Genomic DNA, 18,645 nt, shown 5'->3' with positions numbered 1-18,645 from the left:
GATGCGGCGGACTGCAATACCCGCTGGGTCAGCCCCGCGGGTATTTGTCCGTCAGAAATCCGCGACCTTGCCCCAGGCCGAGCTGTTAAAACGGCTGGGATGATAAGGCGCGGGATCGACGATCGGGCTGGCGCCAGTGACGATATCGGCAATGAGGTGGCCCGCTCCCGGACCTATGCCGAAACCATGGCCGCTGAAGCCCGCGGCGAGGATGAAGCCGGGCAATTCGCTGGTTTCACCAATGGCAGGTACGCCATCCGGCGTGCTGTCGATAAAGCCGGCCCATGTGGTCGAAACCTGCGTTTTGCGTAGAGCAGGCAGGAGCTGCAAAGCTCTTTCATGGGTTTCGCGTATCGCTGCCGCATTCGGTTTCGGATCCAGAATGCGAACCCGTTCCATGGGGGTCGGCGCATCGAGGCGCCAGTTTTTCAGCGACTCGTGGCCACCGCGAACGCCTTCCAGGCCGCCCGGCCTGAGACTGCGCCAGCGTTTGAGGAACATTGGCACGAACTCACGCGCAAACCGCGCCTGCTGCGCCGTCGGGTCAATGCGTCCAAGCCCGCTGATGGCGAGCGTATAGCCCCCATTATTCCGCTTCGTTACCGAGACGGCGGCAGTGTGCAGCGCATCCGGCAGACCTTCCGCGCCGGGCGTAACGGCGAGAATAGAGGACCGAACCGAAGCCTGCGGAAAACGGATGCCCAGCTGGCGGCAGAATGAAGAGGCCCAGGCGCCGCCGGACATGATCGCCGTTTTCGTGCGGATGGTTCCTTTTTCGGTAACGACGGCGCTGACGTGACCATTTTCCGTCTCGAGGCCCCGCGCGGCGCAGTTCTGATGCACCGTGCCGCCCAGCTGCATGATGGCACGCGCTACGGCGGGGGCCGCCATGGAAGGATCGGCTGTTCCGTCGGTCGGTGAAAAAACGCCCCCCCTCCAGCGTTTTCCGGTCGCATGCCCACGCTCACTCGCCTCATCTGCGCTCAACATATGGGTCGTCACGCCGGCAGTAAGGGCAAAGTCGCGCCAGCGCGCCCATCCAGCAAGCTCGGCCTCGTTGTCGCTCAGGTAAAGCAGCCCGCAGCGGCGAAAGCCGGTGTTCTCGCCGCTTTCGCCCGCAAATCGTTCCCAAAGCGTAAGGCTCTGCGTCGAAATCGGCAATTCCCTTGCGTCGCGGTTCTGTTGCCGGCACCAGCCCCAGTTCCGGCTGGATTGCTCGGCGCCGATAAGACCTTTTTCGACAAGGGCGACTTTCAGGCCGCGCTGCGCGAGGTAATAAGCAGCGAATACGCCGACGATGCCGCCGCCGATGATGACGGCGTCAGCCGCTTTCGGCAGGTCCGGCGATGTCGTTATCTGTTGCAGCGGGGCGGGCATGGTCTGGCTCCTTATAGTCGTCCTAATTTACCTTGGCCGACGCGCAAACGTTGCCAGACTGGGCTCTCTGCCGGAATTTCCTGCTGTTCGCAGACCTCTCTGCAACTCTTTCTGCTGAATGAAAAAAACATCGTTGCGTCGACAGCGCGCGTTCATGTGGTAAGATTTCAATTGCCGCGCCAGAATTTTATGCCGCGTGTCTGAAAAAACAAAAGGGGTTCCGCACGTGATGAAACTTGACCGGATCGATATCAAGATTCTCTATGAACTTCAGAAAAACGGTCGCATCACCAATGTCGAGCTGGCGGAACTTGTCAATCTTTCGCCAAGCCCCTGCCTGATGCGGGTGAAGAAGCTCCAGTCGGAAGGTTATATCGAGGGGTATTCGGCGCAGATCAACATCAACAAACTCGGCCAGACGCTGACGGTCTTCACCGAGATCACACTCAAGAATCATCGCCAGATCGATTTCGCCCGCTTCCTCGGGGTCGTCGAAAAAATCGATCAGGTGGTGGAATGCCATCTCGTTTCCGGCGGTTACGACTACCTCCTGAAATTCGTCACGTCGGGCATTGTCGAATATCAGTCGATCATGGAAAGGCTGACCGATATGGACGTGGGCATCGACAAATATTTCAGCTTCGTGGTGCTGAAATCGCCGATTATCAAATCGCATATGCCGCTGACCAGCCTGTTTCCGCTTTGAAGTGAGAGGGAGTGCATCTGATGTCCGCAGAACCGATGGGTTTGACAGTGGGTTGCACTTACACTCCGTCACCCCGGACTTGATCCGGGGTCCAGCGCGATCAAGTCCTTGATCGCAAAAGACTCTTCTCACGGCGCAGACGCGTCGTGGCTGGATGCCGGATCAAGTTCGGATGACGGAGGACAGCGTCTCAATCCTCTTTGGTAATCACCCAGGTTTTTGCAACGCCTTACTGTTTTTCAGCGGCTCACCGCTTGGAAAACGCCCGCACCAGCTCTGCATCCTGCTGAAGATTGTCGAGCCATGTCGGGTCGAGTTTGGGTACCGAAGAGAAGAGCAGCTTTGAATAGGGATGCGTCGGCGATTTTATGGCTTCCGTCTCCAGATGCTCCACCTTCTTGCCGGCGTACATCACCACGATTTCGTCGCAGATGGTCTCCACCACCGAGAGATCGTGGCTGATGAAGATGTAAGAGAGGTTCAGCTCCCGCTGCAATTCGCCGAGAAGATCGATGATGGCGGCGGCAACCACGGTGTCCAGCGCCGAGGTGATTTCGTCGCAGATGATGAGTGATGGTTCGGCGGCCAGCGCCCGGGCGAAATTGACGCGCTGCTTCTGCCCGCCTGACAGGCCTGAGGGATGACGGTGGCGCACCGAGCGCGGCAGCTTCACCATGTCGAGAAGCTGATCGACCCGCGCATCCCGGGCCTTGCCCTTCATGCCGTGATAAAAGGTCAACGGCCGGCCGAGAATATCCTCGATCGGTTTCGAAGGGTTGAGCGCGGTATCGGCATATTGGAAAACGATCTGCATGCGGCGCAGCTGGTCGCTTGTCCGATGGCGGGCATCGGCATCCAGCTCCTTGCCTTCGAAAATGACATGGCCGCCTGCCGCCGGAAGAATGCCGGCAATGGCGCGTGCCAGTGTCGATTTTCCGCAGCCGGATTCGCCGATGATACCGAGATTGCGACCGGGATAGACCGAAAGGCTGACGGAATCCACGGCGCGCACGAGCGGCATCCTGTCGTCGCCCTTGGTGCCATATCCAGCGATCAGATTTTCAATATCCAGCAACGGTGCTGCCCGCTCCTGCGTTGGCGGAGCGACCGTGCGGACCTTGTCATGAAATGCCGTCAGCAATTCCTTTGTGTAAGGATGCTGCGCGTTTTCGAGAATATCCCTGGTGGTGCCGGTTTCCTGTACCTCGCCGCCTTTCAGCACCACGATCCGGTCGGCGATCTGGGCAACGACGGCGAGATCGTGTGACACATAGACACCTCCGATGCCGCCCTTACGCATTGCCGATTTGAAGGCGCGCAGGACCTCGATCTGGGTCGTGACGTCGAGTGCGGTGGTCGGTTCGTCGAAGATCACCAGCTTTGGATTGCCGATCAGCGCCATGGCCGCGGAGAGGCGCTGAAGCTGACCGCCGGAGACCTGATGCGGATAACGGTCACCGATGGTTTCCGGGTTGGGCAATGAGAGCGCCTTGAAGAGCTCAACCGCGCGTGCACGGGCTTCCTGCGGCGGCATCAGGTGATGGATGCGGGTGACTTCGATGACCTGATCTATGATCTTCTGTGCCGGGTTGAAGGCGGCAGCAGCGCTTTGCGGGACATAGGTGACTTGTGTGCCGCGAACCCTTTCGCGCTCTGTTTCGGAAAGCTGCACCATATCCTGACCCGCCACCTTGACGCTGCCGCCGGAAATGCGGCAACCGGGGCGGGCATAACCCATCAGCGTCAGTGCGATGGTGGTCTTGCCGGAGCCGCTTTCGCCGATCAGTGCGACGATTTCGCCATCGGCGATATCGATGTCGACGCCCTTGATGATATCGATGCGACGGCCTGAATCGGTGGTCGCCTCGACCTTCAATCCGCGGATTTCAACGAGATTGTTCATGCTTCGCTCCTGTCGCGAATTTTCTGCGGCAGATTGTCGATCAGCAGGTTCACGCTGATCGTCAGGCTTGCAATGGCCAGTGACGGAAAAATGACGGCGGGGGCCGCGAAAGGCAGGCCGCCAATGTTTTCGCGCACCAGCGCACCCCAGTCGGCATTGGGTGGCTGCAGGCCGAGGCCAAGGAAGGAAAGGCCAGAAAGAAGCAAGACGATAAACACGAACCGCACGCCGAGATCGGCAAGCACGGGCCGGATGATGTTCGGCAGAATTTCGGAGCCGATGAGATAAAAGAGGCTCTCGCCGCGAACACGCGCCACTGTGACGAAATCCATTGTGTTGACATTGACTGCAAGCGCGCGGGCAAAACGATAGGCGCCGGGCGTGTAGATGACCGAGAGCGTGACGATCAATACCGGAATGGACGAACCGACGGCGGCGACGACCACGAGGCCGAACAGCTTGCTTGGAATGGAATTCACCGCATCGAGAAACCGGCTGAGCGCGGCGTCGAACCAGCCGCCGATGACGGCGGCGCACATGCCGAGCACAACACCGCAGGTGCAGGCGATGGCGACCGCTGCCAGCGAAATGCCGACCGTGAAACGTGCGCCCATGAGAATACGGGAAAGCACGTCACGACCGAGATAGTCCGAACCGAGCCAGAGCTCCGATGTCATCGGCCCGAAATAATCGAAATCGACGATTTCACCGACCGGATGCGGAATGAGATATGGCGCGAAGATCGCAACCATGGCCCAGAGAAAGATGACGAGAAAGCCGAAAACGCCGACTGCGTTGATCTTGTAACCCAAACGCGAGGTCCCCGAAGTTGTTTTGACATGATCGGCCATCAGCGCAGCCTCGGATTGGACATGATGGCGATGATGTCTGCCGTCGTGATGAGGAGGAGATAACCGACGCAGAAGATCATTGCGCAGGTCTGGATCAGCGGCAGGTCGCGGGTGGCGACGCCATCGACCATCAGCTTGGCGATGCCGGGATAATTGAAGATCGTCTCGACGATGATAACACCGCCGACAAGATAGGAGAGCGAGAGCGCCACCGCGTTGACAATGGGGCCGAGCGCGTTTGGCAGCGCGTGGCGCAGCACGATGCGCATGCGCGGCGCACCTTTCAGCAGCGCCATTTCGACATAGGGCGTGTCGAGTGTCTCGATAACGGCGGCGCGGCTCATGCGGATCATTTGGGCGGAGACAACGAAGGTCAGGGTGATGACGGGCATGGCGTAAACACGCAGCACATCGAAAAGCGTGTGCACTTCGCTGACGAGCGATAGCGCCGGCAGCCATTTCAGGTAAACGGCAAAAAGTAGCACCGCGAGCGTCGCGATCATGAATTCCGGCACCGAAATGACGCCGATGGTCAGCACGGTGACGGCCCGGTCATAAAGCGTTCCGCGCAGCATGGCGGAACTGATGCCGAGCGTCAGCGCCAGCGGCACGGCGATGATGGTCGTGATGCCGGCCAGCTTCATGGAGTTGATGAAACGCGGGCCGATGAGATCGGCAATCGCCATGTTATTGGCATAGGACGTGCCGAGATCACCCTGCACCAGGCCGAAAAGCCAACGGATGAAACGCAGCAGGGCGGGATCGTCGAGATGCATGGCGGTACGCAGGCCGGCAACGGCTTCAGGCGTCGCCGCCTGGCCGAGGAGGATCGTCGCGGTGTCGCCGGGTAACAGGCTGGTGGCTGAAAAGACGATAAATGAGACGATAAGCAGCGTCGTCAGCATGACGACCAGCCGCCTGGCGACAAGGGATAATATCCGGCTGTTCATTCACATGCTCCTGCAACCTGCCTGATGGTGGAGGCTTCCCGCATCTTGGGGAAAGCTTGCCGGGCGCTGTTTCACGCCCGGCACCATGGTTTATCAGGCTTCGAGCCAGACGTATTCCGCGAAGGCGTAACCCATCATGCCGCCGAGTGGATTGGCTTCCAGCCCCTTCAGCCTGGAGGAGATTGCGTCCACATTGGTGAGATAGGCGGGAATGATGGTGCCTGCTTCGTCGGCGATCATCGTCTGCATCTCGAAGTAGATCTGCTTGCGCTTCTCCATGTCGAGCAGGCCGCGCGCCTCCAGCATCAACTTGTCGAATTTTTCCGACTTGTACTGGCTTTCGTTCCACGGCGCGTCCGATGCGTAAAGCAGCGAGAACAGGATGTCGGGCGTCGGACGCGGGTTGATGTTGCCGAAATGGATCGGGGCCTTCAGCCAGTAATTGCTCCAGTAGCCGTCGGCGGGAACGCGCTGCACGTCCAGCTTGACGCCGATTTCCGCAGCCGAAGCCTGGATGATCATCGCCATGTCGATGGCCGAGTTCGCCGCGTCGGAGGTAATGACCGGGATGGACTGGCCAATGACGCCGGCTTTTTCGAAGTGGAACTTCGCCTTCTCGGGATCGAAGGCTTTCGGCTTCAGATCCGGATTGTGATAGGGGCTCATGGGCGGCACCGGCTGGTCGTTCCCCACTTCCCCAAGTCCGCGCAGGGCCGCCTTGACGATCTGCTCGCGATTGACGATCGACTTCATGCCGGCAATGAAATCGGCCTTGTTACCGGGTGCCTGATCAAGACGGATGTTGAGATTGGTGTAGTTGCCGGACGTTCCCTTCGACAGGACAACGCCCTCCTGCTTGTCGAGCAGACGGAGCGCGCGCGGGTTGATGGCGGCGGCGAGCTGGATATCACCGGAGAGAAGCGCGTTGACACGGGCATTATCGTCCGAGATCGCGAAGAACTCGAAGCTGTCGACGTGCGGTCCGCCGGATTTCCAGTAATTGGTATTCTTCGCCATGATCGAGCGTACCCCCGGCTCGAATTTTTCCAGCTTGAAGGCACCGGTGCCATTGCCCTTGGAGAAATCGGTGGTGCCGTCGGCCACGATCATGAAGTGGTGCATGGCAAGGATCGTCGGCAGGTCGGCATTGGCGCTGGCCAGCGTAATCTCGACGGTGCTCTTGTCGACGGCCTTGAAGCCGGTCATCTGTGCCGCGATCTTGGCAACCTTGGAGCCGACGGCTGGATCGAGATGGCGCTTCAGCGAATAGACCACGTCGTCGGCGGTCAGCGCCTTGCCGTCGTGGAAGGTCACTCCTGAGCGGAGTTTCACGGTCCAGGTCTTGGCGTCCTTGGATTCGATCGATTCGGCCAGCTCCATCTGCGGCGTGCCGGAAATGTCGAGAAAGCTCAGGCGGTTGTAGAGCGCGCAGCAGCGGACATAATCCGTCGAGAGCGAGGCTTTGGCCGGATCCAGCGTATCGGCAGTGGAGGCCGACCAGCCCGCCGCCTTCAGCGTGCCGCCGGAAACCGGGGTAGCCGCCACGGCCTGCGAGGCGCGGCCGAGGATTGCCGAGCCGGCGGAAAGGGCCACGCCGCCCGCCAGCATCATGTGAAGCAGTTCGCGCCGTGTGGCGCCGCGGCGTATCGCCTGTTCAACGGCAGCATCATCGGAGCGGGTCCAGTTTGAAATCCTGTCACTCATGGTCTTCCCCTTTTGTATGATTTCTTGAAATGCGTCTGTAGAAATTACCTGTGGCTGCGCACCGGTGTGCGCCACGCCGACAGCAGGGGCGGCTCAGCCGCCCGTTTGTCTGGCGGCTTCGGCAAGGCCGGCCATGGACGTGAAGTGATAATCCGGTTCGGTAAAGTTTTCCGGCTCGATCGTGCCGCCATATCCCTTCTGGGCATGGCGACGTTCTATCCAGCAATTGGTCATGCCGAGTTTTCGGGAAATGCCGATATCGTGGTACTGGCTCTGCGCCACGTGCAGAATGTCGTCCTTCGACGCTCCTTCGCTTTCCACGAAGGAGAAGACCTTCTCGAAGAAGGCAGGGTCGGGCTTTTCAGTGCCGGTGTCATCGGCGGTGAAAGCGGCGTGGAAGGGGTTGCCGAGTTCCTTCGAGAAATAGTCGAAGGCCCAGCGTCGGGCGTTGGTCATGGCGATCAGGCGGTGGGTCTTTGAAAGTTCGGCCATCGCGGCGCGGCTGTCGGAAAAGCCTTTCCAGTCCTTCGCCGCGTCGCGCAGACGCTCACCATAGGCGCGCTCCACCGGCAGGCCGAGCTCAGGGGCAATGATGAGGTAGACGCGCACGAGATCATCGGGAAAAAGGTCGGTCGCGTCGGAGTAGCGGGCCGCACGGTAGAGCGCGAGCGCCTTTTCACCATCGACCTCAACACCGTTTTCCGCACCGATTGCGGCCAGCGTCGATGTCAGACCCCGTTCGAAATCGATGAGGGTTCCCACCACGTCGAAGCTCATATATTTGAAGTCGCTCAGCTTTTTGGGCAATGTCGGTCTCCGCTCTGCCGCCACGTCCTTTTTAGGGGAGGGTTGCGGCATTTTATTTCGTTCCCGGACGGAATCCTTGTCCCGTTCCCATTTTAGAAAACGCCTGTTTTCGTGGCGTTTTGTGCTTTTTCTTAGGGATAGTTTGGCAGTTCCGGCGCGCCGGATTCTCCGAAATGGATCGGCTCTTCGGCAGAATATTGCGAATATGCGCTGTGTGGCGACATTTCGCGAGGGTGCCGGGAAGAGCCGGTCGCCGCTTCAGGCCATGGCCGCCCGCACGGCCGGGTCCTCTAACGTCTGATCGAGGGTTTTAAGCGTTCGTTCGATTATCGCATCGATCTCGCCATCCGTACAGCAGAGCGGCGGCGCGTAGCCGAGGATGCCGCTCGCGAAGGCGCGCACGATGAGGCCGTTCTCCCAAGCGCGGTCAAAAACCCTGCGGGCCGGTATGGCCGCTGCCGGAAGCGGGGTTTTCTTCTCCTTGTCGGTCACAAGCTCGACGGCGGCAAGCATGCCGCGGCCGCGCACATCGCCGACCAGCGGATGGCTTCTCAGCCCTTCCAGCCCCGCCATGAGGCGCGCGCCGGCGCGGCGGCCATTCTCCAGCAGCCCGCCTTCGTAAAGCTTCAGCACTTCCAGACCCACGGCTGCGCTGACCGGATGAGCCGAATAGGTATAGCCATGGCCGACCGCCGCTTCGCCTGCGAAATCGGCAATCGTGTCGTAGACATGGTCGGCCATGAATACCGCGCCCATCGGCACGTAGCCGGACGTGAGGCCCTTCGCCGCGGTGATGAAGTCGGGCACGATATCTTCGTCGGCGCAGGCAAAAAGCGGGCCGGTACGCCCGAAGCCGGTGATGACTTCGTCGGCGACGAAAAGGATGCCGTATGACTTGCAGAGGTCCCGCATGGCCTTGATCCAGCCGGGCGGCGGCACGAGCACCCCGCCGGAACCCTGAATGGGCTCCGCATAAAAGGCGGCGACGCGCTCCGGACCGATCGTCTCGATCTTGTCCTTCAGAATTTGCAGGGAGGAGGCGATGATGGCGGCGGGATCGCTTCCGGCCGGGTTGCGATAGGCGTAGTGCGACGGGATTTTGTGCTGCCAGTCGTAAGGCACGCCGAAACCAGCATGGAACGCGGGCAGGGCGGTGAGGCCCGAACCGGCGGTGGTGGAGCCGTGATAACCCTGTTCGATGGAGATGAACTGGTCACGCTGCGGCTCACCCCTGGCGTGCCAGTAATAGCGGATGAAACGGATGGTGCTGTCCACGGCATCGGAGCCGCCAAGCGTGAAATAGACATGGTTCAGGTCGCCGGGCGCTCGGTCGGCGAGTTCCGACGCAAGCCGGATGGCCGGCTCACTGCCAATGTCGAAATAGGCTGTGGCATAGGGCAATTCCCGCATCTGTCTGGCCGCGGCCTCAACGATGCTGTCATGACCATAACCGGCATTCACGCACCACAGACCGGCAAAGCCATCGATGAGCTGGTGGCCGGTGATGTCGGTGACGGTGGCGCCGCTTGCCGATTTCAGCACCCGCACGCCCAGCTTCTCATGGCCGCGGAAGGAGGAGACGGGGTGCACCAGATGGGCGCGGTCCAGTTCGATCAGGGAATTGCTTAACATGGGTCTCTCTCCGGATTCAGCCGAGTGCCTGGCTGGTCAATGCAAATGTTTTGAATTTTCTGCCGGGGGGGATATCGGTCTTCGGTCGGCGCATGGCGATGCCGCCGCCGACATGGGCAAGACCATTTTCGACGAGCCATGGGGCGAAACCCGTATCGGCGGTGGTGTCCACCCGCAGGAACATGCCGGGGCGCTCGGCAATGACGAAAGCGATGAGGGCCTTTGCAGTTTCAGCATTTTCTGCCACGACCGGGCCTATGACCTCACCGCGCCCGAAGGCGCGCAGGGCTGCAAAGCCCTTGAGGACGCCCTCCTGCCGGACTTCGGCAAAACGCGCTCTCGCGACAAGCGCTGCAAAGAGCGGGGTGCGGTCCGCACCGAACGCCTGCGCATCAAGCACCGCAAGCTCCCCTGGAACGACGGTCTCGAGCCAGGCGACACCCGCCGGCTTTTCGCTAGGAACAGGAACACCCTGATGCTGGAGCACTTCCCCCGAGGCGACGAAGCCCATTTTTTCATAGAGGGGAAGGCCATCGGCCGTGGCGACCAGGCGGCATTCGCGCTTTTCGGTGGCGCCGATCGCCGCATCCATCAGACGGCGGCCAAGACCGCGGCCGCGCATGGCCTCATCCACGATCACCATATTGACGGTGGCGCAGCCATCTCCCAGCAACGTCGCCATTGCGGTTCCGACGACACGGCCGTTTTCGAGCGCGACGAAGCCATTGCTGATTGAAAGGACAAGCGCCCAGTCTTCCTTGCGATGCGGCCAACCGGCCTGGCGCGAGAGTTCGACGGCGGCGTCAAGATGGTCAGGTTGAAAGGACTGGATGTCGATGGGGCTGGCGTGCATGCCGAAACTCCGTTTGCTCTGCTGGTTCATTGATAGACTGAGGTTTGAAGAAGATTGTCCCGACAAATGGGAAGGTTCGATATGTTTCGCTGTTGCTTTTATCCGTTGCCGCATCTTATGCCGCCTGTCGTGCGCGCCTGGCGGCAAACCGGGCCGGGCGAGGGCATCCGGGTTTCTCCGCGCGCAACTCTCTGCCAAACTGGCAGCTACATACGCAACAATCTGCTTTCGCGACGGGCAATTGCGGTGCGCCGACGGGACAAAGGCTTTCTATGATCTCATTATTCCGGCCACACTCGATCCCCAATCAAGGATGACGACGACATGACCATCTTCCGCCCGAAATACATCACTTTCGATTGCTACGGTACGTTGATTAACTTTCAGATGGCCGAGGCCGCCCGCGATCTTTACGGCGACCGCCTGGATGAAGCGCAGATGCAGGAATTCATCAAGAATTTCTCCGCTTATCGTCTGGACGAGGTCATGCATGACTGGAAGCCTTACGCTGAAGTCGTTCACAACGCGCTGTCACGGACATGCAAGCGCAACGGCGTATCCTTCAAGGACGAGGATGCCATCATGACCTATGAGCGCGTTCCGACCTGGGGTCCGCACGCGGATGTCCCCGCTGGTCTGGCGAAGGTCGCCAACGAAATTCCGCTCGTCATCCTGTCCAACGCCATGAATTCGCAGATCATGTCGAATGTCGCAAAGCTCGGTGCGCCGTTCCATGCCGTCTATACGGCCGAGCAGGCGCAGGCCTACAAACCGCATTTCAAGGCTTTCGAATATTTGTTCGACATGCTCGGCTGTGGTCCGGAAGACATTCTGCACGTCTCGTCCTCATTCCGTTACGACCTGATGTCGGCCCATGATCTCGGCATCAAGAACAAGGTCTGGGTCAATCGCGGGCACGAACCGGCAAACCCTTATTATGGTTATGTCGAGATCGCCGATATTTCCGGTCTCGCGGGTGTTGTCGGACTGTAAGGAAAGGACCAGGCCATGAAGCTCGTCTCCTACTGGCACGATACTGCCCCCTCTTTCGCGGGGGCGGCGGAAGGTCCTGTAGAGGGTCACTATGATGTGGCCGTCATCGGCGGCGGCTTTACCGGTCTTGGTGCTGCGCGCCAGCTCGCAAAAGCGGGCGCGCGCGTCGTTGTTCTGGAAGGGCAGCGGGTCGGCTGGGGTGCTTCCGGTCGCAATGGCGGGCACCTCAATAACGGCCTTGCCCATTCCTATCTTTCCGCCAAGGCGGAGCTTGGCAAGGAACGGGCCGTTGCCCTTTACAAGGCGCTGGACGCGTCAATCGACACGCTGGAGAGCCTGATCGCCGAGGAAGGTATCGACTGTAATTTCCGCCGGGCGGGCAAACTGAAAATGGCCTCGAAGCCGCAGCATTTCGAGGGGCTGGCGAGGAATTTCGACGCTGTCCACGCCGAGGTCGATCCCGATACGGCGCTTCTGTCCGCCGCCGATCTTACGACGGAAATAGGTTCGCCCTTTCATGGCGCCATGCTCTCGAAGAAGAGCGCCATGATGCATATGGGCCGTTATGTGGCAGGGCTCGCCGAAGCTGCCAGCCGTCATGGCGCGGTGATCTTCGAAAATGCGTCGGTGACGAAACACATCCAGAACGGCGGGCTTCACGAACTTGAAACCGCGCGCGGCAAGGTGACCGCGGACAATGTTTTCGTTGCGACGGGCGCTTACACGCCCTCCGGTTTCGGTTATTTTCGCCGGCGCATCATCGCCGTCGGCAGTTTCATCATCGCCACGCGGCCGCTGACGGATGCAGAAGTGAAGGCGTCGGTTCCGGGCAACCGCACCTATGTCAATTCCATGAACATCGGCAACTACTTCCGGCTGGCTCCGGATAACCGGCTGATCTTTGGCGGCCGTGCGCGCTTCTCCGCCACGTCGGACCAGCGTTCTGACGCCAAGAGCGGAGCGATCCTGACGGAAAGCCTCCATCGCATTTTTCCCCAGCTTTCGCATGTGCCGATAGACTATTGCTGGGGCGGACTGGTGGACATGACCAAGGACCGCTATCCGCGGGCCGGCTATCACGATGGCGTCTGGTATGCCATGGGCTATTCCGGTCACGGGGCGCAGCTTTCCACACATCTCGGTATGGTGGTGGCGGACGCCATTCTGGGGCGGCCGGACAACAACCCGCTAAAGGGGCTTGAGTGGCCGGCGGTGCCAGGTCATTTCGGTAAGCCCTGGTTCCTGCCGCTCGTGGGTTTATATTACAAGATGCTGGACAAGATACAGTAGCCGGCCGCAATTTGTGGCCGCGCCAGCCAGGCGCGGCCTCTCCTCGGATGCCCCGGATGAACGGTTAACCCGCGCGCTTCAGTTGAAGATGGGATACGCCCGCTGCAACATTCACGCCGGTTCCCACTTCGGCGCTGATCGGCTGCAGGGCAAAGTTTTTGGCATTGCCGCCGATCAGCGCATTGGCGCCGACACCGACCCCAACCGACGCTCCTGCGGAAGCGCCGACATAATCACCGCTCAGCGCGCCGTCACCCACACGGCTTGCCGCCGTGTTCAGCACGATCCAGCTCATATAGGTCTTGCCGGTCACGCCGATGTCGAGACCGAGCTTGCCGATCTTGCCCGTGTAGCGCTCAGTCTTTCCTGAGCGCTGGCGGAATTCGCAGTTCACCGCCTTGCTGGATCCGACGACGAGGCCGACGCCGCCGGCGATTTCACACGACAGCGTGCCGACACGCTCCTTCTGCGCGGTTTCCGTAGCGCGCTTGCCGTTGTGCTTCGTCTCGGCGGAAGCGAGTGGGGCAATGGCCAGCGTTGCAATTGCAGTTGCGAGAACGAGTTTTTTCATTGTCTGTCACTCCTGTTATCATTCACGAGGCGGATGCGTGGGGAAGAGGCATCCAGATAGGGATAGGGCGGCTGCCGGATCGCCAGATCCGCAATGATCGGCCGCGATGCGAAACATTCCGCGATGATCACCGCACGTTCGAAGGCAGAGAGCGTTTCAACCTCGCCCGAGAGCACAATACGGCCCTCGACCGACGTCACGGAGATTGAGCTTTTCTCCTGTCCGTCCGCATAGGCGATTACGGCCTGCAGGGCGGCGCAGAGGCTGACCTCCTGCGGAAGGCAGCTTGCCGCCGGGTTTGCTTCGCACGCAAGCATCATGGTGAAACCTCCTGCCTTGAACATTGACGGTTCACTTGAATGCTTTTTTGACGGTATCCTTCGTCTGGCCCAGCTTTTCCTGCGCCTGGCCGGCCAGTTTTTCGGCCTTGCCTTCAGCCTGAAGCTTGTCATTGCCGGTGATCTTGCCGGCTGCTTCCTTGATCGTGCCCTTTGCCTGACGGGCGATACCTTCGATACGGTTATTGTCCATGACGAACTCCTTCCATCGTTTGAGCGTGCCGCGGTTGGTAACGGCATAATGGAAAGGTAGCGTTGGAATAGTGCTCCTTGCAGAGCATTAGCTACTAGTTCAACTGGTACAAATTGACCTATTTTGCGGGTGGCGAATGTTGTTTTTCCCGGCGGCCGGCAAAACCGCGCTCCCTAGCCCAGATGACCGCCGCCGTGCGGCGGTTGACGCCGATCTTGCCGTATAGCGACGCAATATGATTGCGGATGGTATGTCTGGACAGGTTCAACCGGTCGCTCATTTCCTTGTCGCTGCATCCGTCGCAGATCAGAGACAATATCTGCTCTTCACGCTCGGTGAGATCCTTGAGCGAAGCGGAGGATGACGCCCCGCGGGAATTCTGCCTGAGCCCTGCCAGCCGTTCCACCACGGTGCGACTGAACCATGATGTATCGGCCATGACGCTCTCGATCGCCTCGATCAGTTCGTTCTCGGAGCGGCGTCGCTCCGTCACATCCTGTATCGCCCAGATGACACAGAGCTGGTCATTGATCTCGGCGCGTTCTGCAGAAACGATACATTCGGCCGCGCCGCCATCGGCAAGGTTCATGCGCAGGTTCTCGTTGCGGATCGGGATATTGTCCTTCAGCCGCTTTTCGACATCGCGCCGTGCTGCCACATCGTCCCACAATTTCAGTTCGCTCGCCGTCTTGCCCACCACCTCGGCTTCCTTGCGTCCGCACAGCGTCAGAAATGCATCGTTGACTTCTGTCAGCACGAAATCTTCAAGCCTCGAAATCGCAGCCGGTGCGGGCGAGAGTCGGAAGGATTTGAAAAAGCGCTCCTCGCTCTGGCGAAGTGCATTTTGTGCTTTCCGGCGGCCGTCGAGATCGGCGAAGGTAAAAAGCATGCACGGCTCTTCGGCAACGGCGATGGTTTCTCCCGCCACGATCACCAGCCGGTCGCCGCCGGGAATGGGGATGAGCGCCTCACGCTGGCGTATGACACGTCCTTCATGCAGGCGTTTCAGCGCATCCTCGCCGGTATCGCATTCGGAAAACAGGCCGAGTTCCTCGACGCTGATGCCGATAATATCCTCCCGGCTGAAGCCGGTCATTTCCAGAAAGCCCTGGTTGACACGAATGAAGCGCTGGTCTTCAAGCCTGCAGATGAGACCAGGTGCGGGATTTGCGTTAAAAGCACTCTCGAAACGTGCCTCCGCTTCGTAGCGCGGCGTCTCGTCACGGATGATCAGCACCAGCACATCCGGTTTCGCGCCGGCATCTTCCAGGATAAGGCCACGCACGGTGTGCACCCAGCATTCGGTTTCATCGTCACTCGGCGATATTTCCACCGTGACGTCTTCAAAGGTCTCGCCGGCAAGAAGCCGCTCAAGCGGATACTGCCCTGCGTCTAGAAGGTGATTATTGCGATACCGAAGCGTGAAATTCCGCCGGTAGCTTTCGGTATCGTCGCCGAGTTCGGATACCGATTCTATGCGGTGCATCACAAGCGCCGCCCTGTTTGCCCAGGCGATTGTTCCGTCGTTTTCGAGAAGGATCAGCCCGTCGCTCAGCCCGGTTACGAGATTTTGCAATACGACCCGGTTGATCTTGGGAATGGTCACGCTGTCGTCCATGTCGCCCCTGGCATCTAGAAACTTTATGCCTTTATAACGCCAAGTTCCGCCAAGTGTTGCAAGGCCGGCATAGACGACACGATAACGCGCCGCTTGACCGCGATAAGCGCGCCGGAATCGGATGGTGCGGATTTGTTGGCTGTCCGTCATCCCGTCACCTCAAGGCTCATTTTCGCCCCCTGCAAACGCGGCGGTGATCACTTGCTTATGGGCGCGCGCATCGGACATACTGCCTCTTGAACCACAGATGCCAAGGGCGAGACGACGCCAGAGACTTGAAGCTAGGTCGCGCAGCCATCCGAGAAGATTGAGCCATGAATACCCGATTCCTCGAAACCTTTCTCTGGGCTGCCCGATTGAGCAGCTTTTCGGCAGCCGCGGAACGCTTGCACACGACCCAGGCATCTGTTTCAAACCGCATCGCCGCGCTGGAGCGGGAGCTTGGCGTCGTCCTGTTCACGCGTGATGTGCGCTGCGTCAACCTGACGCCCGCCGGTCGTCTGGCGCTGCAACATGCCGAAAAGATCGTCAATCTCACCGGCGAATTCCGGCAAATCGTCAGCAATCGGGAAGCGCTGAGGGGGACGGTGAGGATCGGTGCTGCCGATACGATCGTGTATGCCTGGCTGCCGCTTCTCATCCGCCGCATGAACGAGCAATATCCCGGCGTCAGTCTGGATCTGACAATCGATACCAGCCTGAAACTTTCACAGCGTATCCAGAACGGCGAGGTGGATGTCGGCTTCATCATGGGGCCGATCATGGCTGCTGACATCTATAACTCACCGCTTTGCACCTTCGAATCCTGCTGGGTGGGCGCGGTCGAACTGCCGCTGCCGGAAACCGGCGTGACGCTTGAAGATATCGCGCATTTTCCGTTGCTTACCTTCTCCACCGGCTCGCAGCCGCATCAGGCGTTGCGGGCGCTTCTGGATTCGCACGGCCTGTCCGACAGCCGGATTTATAATTCGAATTCGCTGTCGATCATGACACGCCTCGTGGCCACGGCCGTCGGCGTCGGTGCGCTGCCGCGTGTCTTGGTGGACGGCATCATCAAATCTGGCGAAGCGCGTATTCTCGACATCACGCCATCGGTGCCGCCCCTGACCTTTCACACGGTTTACCAGGAGCGAGGCGACAATGCGCTCGCCCGCGCGATCGCCGACATGGCGACGGAAATCGTCAGTGAAACCACGATTCAGTGGATGACCGCCGCAGCTTAATTTTTATGCTGCATTGCAAGATGATTAATCTATAAGCTTATCTTATGGGTTTCGATAGAGTTTTTCCGTTTGTCACGAAAACAGTTCCCGTTCTTAATTCTCCTCGCAACATGAGAGGAGAGCAACGTGAAAGTCTCACTTGTTCAAATGAATACCCAGAATGACAAGGCAGAGAACCTGAAGGTTGCTGCCGATTTGATTGAGAAGGCAGTCAAGGCGGACAATCCCGACCTTGTTGTTCTTCCTGAATACTTTGCATTTCTTGGAGATAATCCTCGGGAGATGCATGAAAGCGGCGAGGAATTTCCCGGCGGTGAAATCTATACGCTGCTTTCGGGGCTCGCGAAGAAGCATGCCATAACGCTCCATGCCGGCTCCATCGTTGAGAAGGAAGGCAACCGCTTCTATAATTCGACCCTCGTTTTCGGCCCTGATGGCAAGCAGATCGCCCGTTATCGCAAGATTCACCTGTTCGACGTCGATACGCCGAACGGCATCAGCTACCGCGAATCCGATTCCGTCGCCCGCGGCGAAGAGGTCGTAACCTATAAGGTTGGCGACAAGACGGTCGGTTGCGGCATCTGCTACGATATCCGCTTCCCGGAACTGTTCCGTGCGCTGCGGGACAAGGGCGCGGATGTCATCGTTCTGCCGGCTGCATTCACGCTGATGACGGGGAAGGACCATTGGGAAGTGCTGGCCCGCGCCCGCGCCGTCGAGACGCAGACCTATTTCCTCGCCGTGGGACAGATCGGCACCCATGCGGGTGGAAAGAAAGCCTGCTGGGGACATTCCATGGTCATCGATCCGTGGGGTCACATCGTCGCGCAATGCTCCGACACTGTCGGGACAGCCGGCGCCGCTCTCGACTTCGACTATTCGGCCAAGGTGCGCGCCAACGTGCCGGTGGCGAACCACCACGTTCTCTGATCGGAGAAAGACCCAATGTTTATCGTTAACCCCATGCCGGAACAGATCGGCCCCGACATCATCGAACTTCTTGAAAAGGTCGAAGTCGCGACGATCGGCCATGTGCTCCATTCCGGTTTCGTCGATCCTGAAATCCGGGCGGTCCTTCCGGGCAAGCGCGTGGCGGGCACCGCCGTCACGCTTCGCATCCCGAATGCGGATTCGACCATGCTGCACTACCTGACGCAACTCGTGCGTCCGGGCGATATCGTTCTCATCGACCGTTGCGGTGATACCCGCCACGCTTGCTGGGGCGGCGTCATCACCAACACCATGAAGATGGCCGGTGTCAAAGCCGGTGTCGTCGATGGTCCAGCGACCGATTTTTCGGAGTTCACCAAGGTGGACATGCCCATGTGGTGCCGCGGCCCGTCGCCGATCACCACGAAGATCCTCGGTCTGGAAGGCGCGATCAATATTCCAATCAGCGTTGGCGGCCAGGTGATCAATCCGGGTGATGCGATCCTGTGCGATGAGAGCGGTGTGGTCGCCCTTCATCCGAGCCAGGCTCGCGCCATGGCGGAGCGCGCCATCGGCATGCAGGAAGCCGAGATCGTGCTTCTGGAGCGCCTGCGCAACGGCGAGAAGCTGCCGGATATTTCGGGCGCCAATAAATTCGTCCAGGCCAAGCTCAGCGCCTGACACAGGCTTACGGGTGGCGGATCCG

The 18,645-nt window shown here is 59.6% G+C and carries 18 protein-coding genes; 6 read left to right on the top strand and 12 right to left on the bottom strand.

The genetic code is table 11. From position 1 onward, the window contains the following. Positions 1-51: 51 nt before the first annotated feature. Positions 52-1,377 carry an NAD(P)/FAD-dependent oxidoreductase gene (locus K7A42_RS14855; RefSeq protein WP_004445448.1) on the bottom strand — a complete coding sequence of 442 codons (1,326 nt, stop codon included), beginning with the start codon at positions 1,375-1,377 and terminating at the stop codon, positions 52-54. 229 nt (positions 1,378-1,606) lie between these two features. On the opposite strand from K7A42_RS14855, the gene K7A42_RS14850 reads away from it, so the two are divergent. Continuing rightward, entirely contained in the window at positions 1,607-2,083 is a 477-nt protein-coding gene (locus K7A42_RS14850) for an Lrp/AsnC family transcriptional regulator (protein WP_004445447.1), read from the top strand. Positions 2,084-2,330: 247 nt separating this feature from the next. Here K7A42_RS14850 and K7A42_RS14845 read toward each other — a convergent pair whose 3' ends face one another. The 7 genes from K7A42_RS14845 to K7A42_RS14815 all read right to left on the bottom strand — a co-directional run bounded on the left by K7A42_RS14845 (position 2,331) and on the right by K7A42_RS14815 (position 10,783). Continuing rightward, positions 2,331-3,986 (bottom strand): ABC transporter ATP-binding protein, encoded by a 1,656-nt coding sequence (locus K7A42_RS14845; protein ID WP_035206918.1) that lies wholly within the window; start codon positions 3,984-3,986, stop codon positions 2,331-2,333. Then, positions 3,983-4,837 (bottom strand): ABC transporter permease, encoded by an 855-nt coding sequence (locus tag K7A42_RS14840; protein WP_004445444.1) that lies wholly within the window; start codon positions 4,835-4,837, stop codon positions 3,983-3,985. Before K7A42_RS14840 ends, K7A42_RS14845 begins: the two co-directional genes overlap by 4 nt. Then, entirely contained in the window at positions 4,837-5,787 is a 951-nt protein-coding gene (locus tag K7A42_RS14835; protein WP_004445443.1) for an ABC transporter permease, read from the bottom strand. Before K7A42_RS14835 ends, K7A42_RS14840 begins: the two co-directional genes overlap by 1 nt. A gap of 93 nt (positions 5,788-5,880) precedes the next feature. Further along, positions 5,881-7,491: an ABC transporter substrate-binding protein gene (locus tag K7A42_RS14830; protein WP_004445442.1), complete on the bottom strand. Its 1,611-nt coding sequence runs from the start codon at positions 7,489-7,491 to the stop codon at positions 5,881-5,883. Between the two features lie 93 nt (positions 7,492-7,584). Further along, the gene (locus K7A42_RS14825; RefSeq protein WP_072493127.1) at positions 7,585-8,298 is read right to left on the bottom strand and encodes an HAD-IA family hydrolase; all 714 of its coding nucleotides are present in this window, start codon (positions 8,296-8,298) and stop codon (positions 7,585-7,587) included. 258 nt (positions 8,299-8,556) lie between these two features. Further along, positions 8,557-9,930 (bottom strand): aspartate aminotransferase family protein, encoded by a 1,374-nt coding sequence (locus tag K7A42_RS14820; protein WP_064263452.1) that lies wholly within the window; start codon positions 9,928-9,930, stop codon positions 8,557-8,559. Positions 9,931-9,946: 16 nt separating this feature from the next. After that, the gene (locus tag K7A42_RS14815) at positions 9,947-10,783 is read right to left on the bottom strand and encodes a GNAT family N-acetyltransferase (RefSeq protein ID WP_282455471.1); all 837 of its coding nucleotides are present in this window, start codon (positions 10,781-10,783) and stop codon (positions 9,947-9,949) included. Between the two features lie 324 nt (positions 10,784-11,107). On the opposite strand from K7A42_RS14815, the gene K7A42_RS14810 reads away from it, so the two are divergent. Then, entirely contained in the window at positions 11,108-11,776 is a 669-nt protein-coding gene (locus K7A42_RS14810; protein WP_006698413.1) for a haloacid dehalogenase type II, read from the top strand. A gap of 15 nt (positions 11,777-11,791) precedes the next feature. Then, positions 11,792-13,066: an NAD(P)/FAD-dependent oxidoreductase gene (locus K7A42_RS14805; protein ID WP_282455470.1), complete on the top strand. Its 1,275-nt coding sequence runs from the start codon at positions 11,792-11,794 to the stop codon at positions 13,064-13,066. A gap of 64 nt (positions 13,067-13,130) precedes the next feature. On the opposite strand, the gene K7A42_RS14800 is transcribed toward K7A42_RS14805, so the two are convergent. From K7A42_RS14800 to K7A42_RS14785, 4 genes are all read right to left on the bottom strand, one after another. Further along, positions 13,131-13,637 carry a DUF992 domain-containing protein gene (locus K7A42_RS14800; RefSeq protein ID WP_037091350.1) on the bottom strand — a complete coding sequence of 169 codons (507 nt, stop codon included), beginning with the start codon at positions 13,635-13,637 and terminating at the stop codon, positions 13,131-13,133. Beyond that, a complete protein-coding gene (locus tag K7A42_RS14795) occupies positions 13,634-13,981 on the bottom strand; it encodes a BON domain-containing protein (RefSeq protein ID WP_006698410.1) in 348 nt (115 codons plus the stop codon). The genes K7A42_RS14800 and K7A42_RS14795 overlap by 4 nt, the downstream gene beginning before the upstream one ends. 7 nt (positions 13,982-13,988) lie before the next feature. Next, a complete protein-coding gene (locus K7A42_RS14790; RefSeq protein ID WP_004445431.1) occupies positions 13,989-14,168 on the bottom strand; it encodes a CsbD family protein in 180 nt (59 codons plus the stop codon). A gap of 118 nt (positions 14,169-14,286) precedes the next feature. Then, on the bottom strand, positions 14,287-15,786 hold the full coding sequence (locus tag K7A42_RS14785) for a helix-turn-helix transcriptional regulator (protein WP_282455503.1): 1,500 nt from the start codon (positions 15,784-15,786) through the stop codon (positions 14,287-14,289). Between the two features lie 314 nt (positions 15,787-16,100). On the opposite strand from K7A42_RS14785, the gene K7A42_RS14780 reads away from it, so the two are divergent. The 3 genes from K7A42_RS14780 (at position 16,101) to K7A42_RS14770 (ending at position 18,620) form a co-directional block, all read left to right on the top strand. Next, positions 16,101-17,009 (top strand): LysR family transcriptional regulator, encoded by a 909-nt coding sequence (locus K7A42_RS14780; protein ID WP_004445429.1) that lies wholly within the window; start codon positions 16,101-16,103, stop codon positions 17,007-17,009. 147 nt (positions 17,010-17,156) lie between these two features. Next, the gene (locus K7A42_RS14775) at positions 17,157-17,939 is read left to right on the top strand and encodes a carbon-nitrogen hydrolase family protein (RefSeq protein ID WP_006698408.1); all 783 of its coding nucleotides are present in this window, start codon (positions 17,157-17,159) and stop codon (positions 17,937-17,939) included. A 15-nt stretch (positions 17,940-17,954) separates the two neighbouring features. After that, on the top strand, positions 17,955-18,620 hold the full coding sequence (locus tag K7A42_RS14770) for an RraA family protein (protein ID WP_006698407.1): 666 nt from the start codon (positions 17,955-17,957) through the stop codon (positions 18,618-18,620). Positions 18,621-18,645: the final 25 nt, after the last annotated feature.

It is taken from the genome of Agrobacterium sp. InxBP2, from assembly GCF_026191755.1.
GTDB classification, from domain to species: Bacteria; Pseudomonadota; Alphaproteobacteria; order Rhizobiales; family Rhizobiaceae; genus Agrobacterium; species Agrobacterium pusense.
This window is presented reverse-complemented; position numbering and strand designations above follow the sequence as displayed.

What these genes read in the sequence shown, in the direction of transcription:
- K7A42_RS14855 (WP_004445448.1), bottom strand. Translation starts at nt 1,377, where the DNA reads ATGCCCGCCCCGCTGCAACAGATAACGACATCGCCGGACCTGCCGAAA.
- K7A42_RS14850 (WP_004445447.1), top strand. Translation starts at nt 1,607, where the DNA reads ATGAAACTTGACCGGATCGATATCAAGATTCTCTATGAACTTCAGAAA.
- K7A42_RS14845 (WP_035206918.1), bottom strand. Translation starts at nt 3,986, where the DNA reads ATGAACAATCTCGTTGAAATCCGCGGATTGAAGGTCGAGGCGACCACC.
- K7A42_RS14840 (WP_004445444.1), bottom strand. Translation starts at nt 4,837, where the DNA reads ATGGCCGATCATGTCAAAACAACTTCGGGGACCTCGCGTTTGGGTTAC.
- K7A42_RS14835 (WP_004445443.1), bottom strand. Translation starts at nt 5,787, where the DNA reads ATGAACAGCCGGATATTATCCCTTGTCGCCAGGCGGCTGGTCGTCATG.
- K7A42_RS14830 (WP_004445442.1), bottom strand. Translation starts at nt 7,491, where the DNA reads ATGAGTGACAGGATTTCAAACTGGACCCGCTCCGATGATGCTGCCGTT.
- K7A42_RS14820 (WP_064263452.1), bottom strand. Translation starts at nt 9,930, where the DNA reads ATGTTAAGCAATTCCCTGATCGAACTGGACCGCGCCCATCTGGTGCAC.
- K7A42_RS14815 (WP_282455471.1), bottom strand. Translation starts at nt 10,783, where the DNA reads ATGCACGCCAGCCCCATCGACATCCAGTCCTTTCAACCTGACCATCTT.
- K7A42_RS14810 (WP_006698413.1), top strand. Translation starts at nt 11,108, where the DNA reads ATGACCATCTTCCGCCCGAAATACATCACTTTCGATTGCTACGGTACG.
- K7A42_RS14805 (WP_282455470.1), top strand. Translation starts at nt 11,792, where the DNA reads ATGAAGCTCGTCTCCTACTGGCACGATACTGCCCCCTCTTTCGCGGGG.
- K7A42_RS14800 (WP_037091350.1), bottom strand. Translation starts at nt 13,637, where the DNA reads ATGAAAAAACTCGTTCTCGCAACTGCAATTGCAACGCTGGCCATTGCC.
- K7A42_RS14795 (WP_006698410.1), bottom strand. Translation starts at nt 13,981, where the DNA reads ATGTTCAAGGCAGGAGGTTTCACCATGATGCTTGCGTGCGAAGCAAAC.
- K7A42_RS14790 (WP_004445431.1), bottom strand. Translation starts at nt 14,168, where the DNA reads ATGGACAATAACCGTATCGAAGGTATCGCCCGTCAGGCAAAGGGCACG.
- K7A42_RS14785 (WP_282455503.1), bottom strand. Translation starts at nt 15,786, where the DNA reads ATGGACGACAGCGTGACCATTCCCAAGATCAACCGGGTCGTATTGCAA.
- K7A42_RS14780 (WP_004445429.1), top strand. Translation starts at nt 16,101, where the DNA reads ATGAATACCCGATTCCTCGAAACCTTTCTCTGGGCTGCCCGATTGAGC.
- K7A42_RS14775 (WP_006698408.1), top strand. Translation starts at nt 17,157, where the DNA reads ATGAATACCCAGAATGACAAGGCAGAGAACCTGAAGGTTGCTGCCGAT.
- K7A42_RS14770 (WP_006698407.1), top strand. Translation starts at nt 17,955, where the DNA reads ATGTTTATCGTTAACCCCATGCCGGAACAGATCGGCCCCGACATCATC.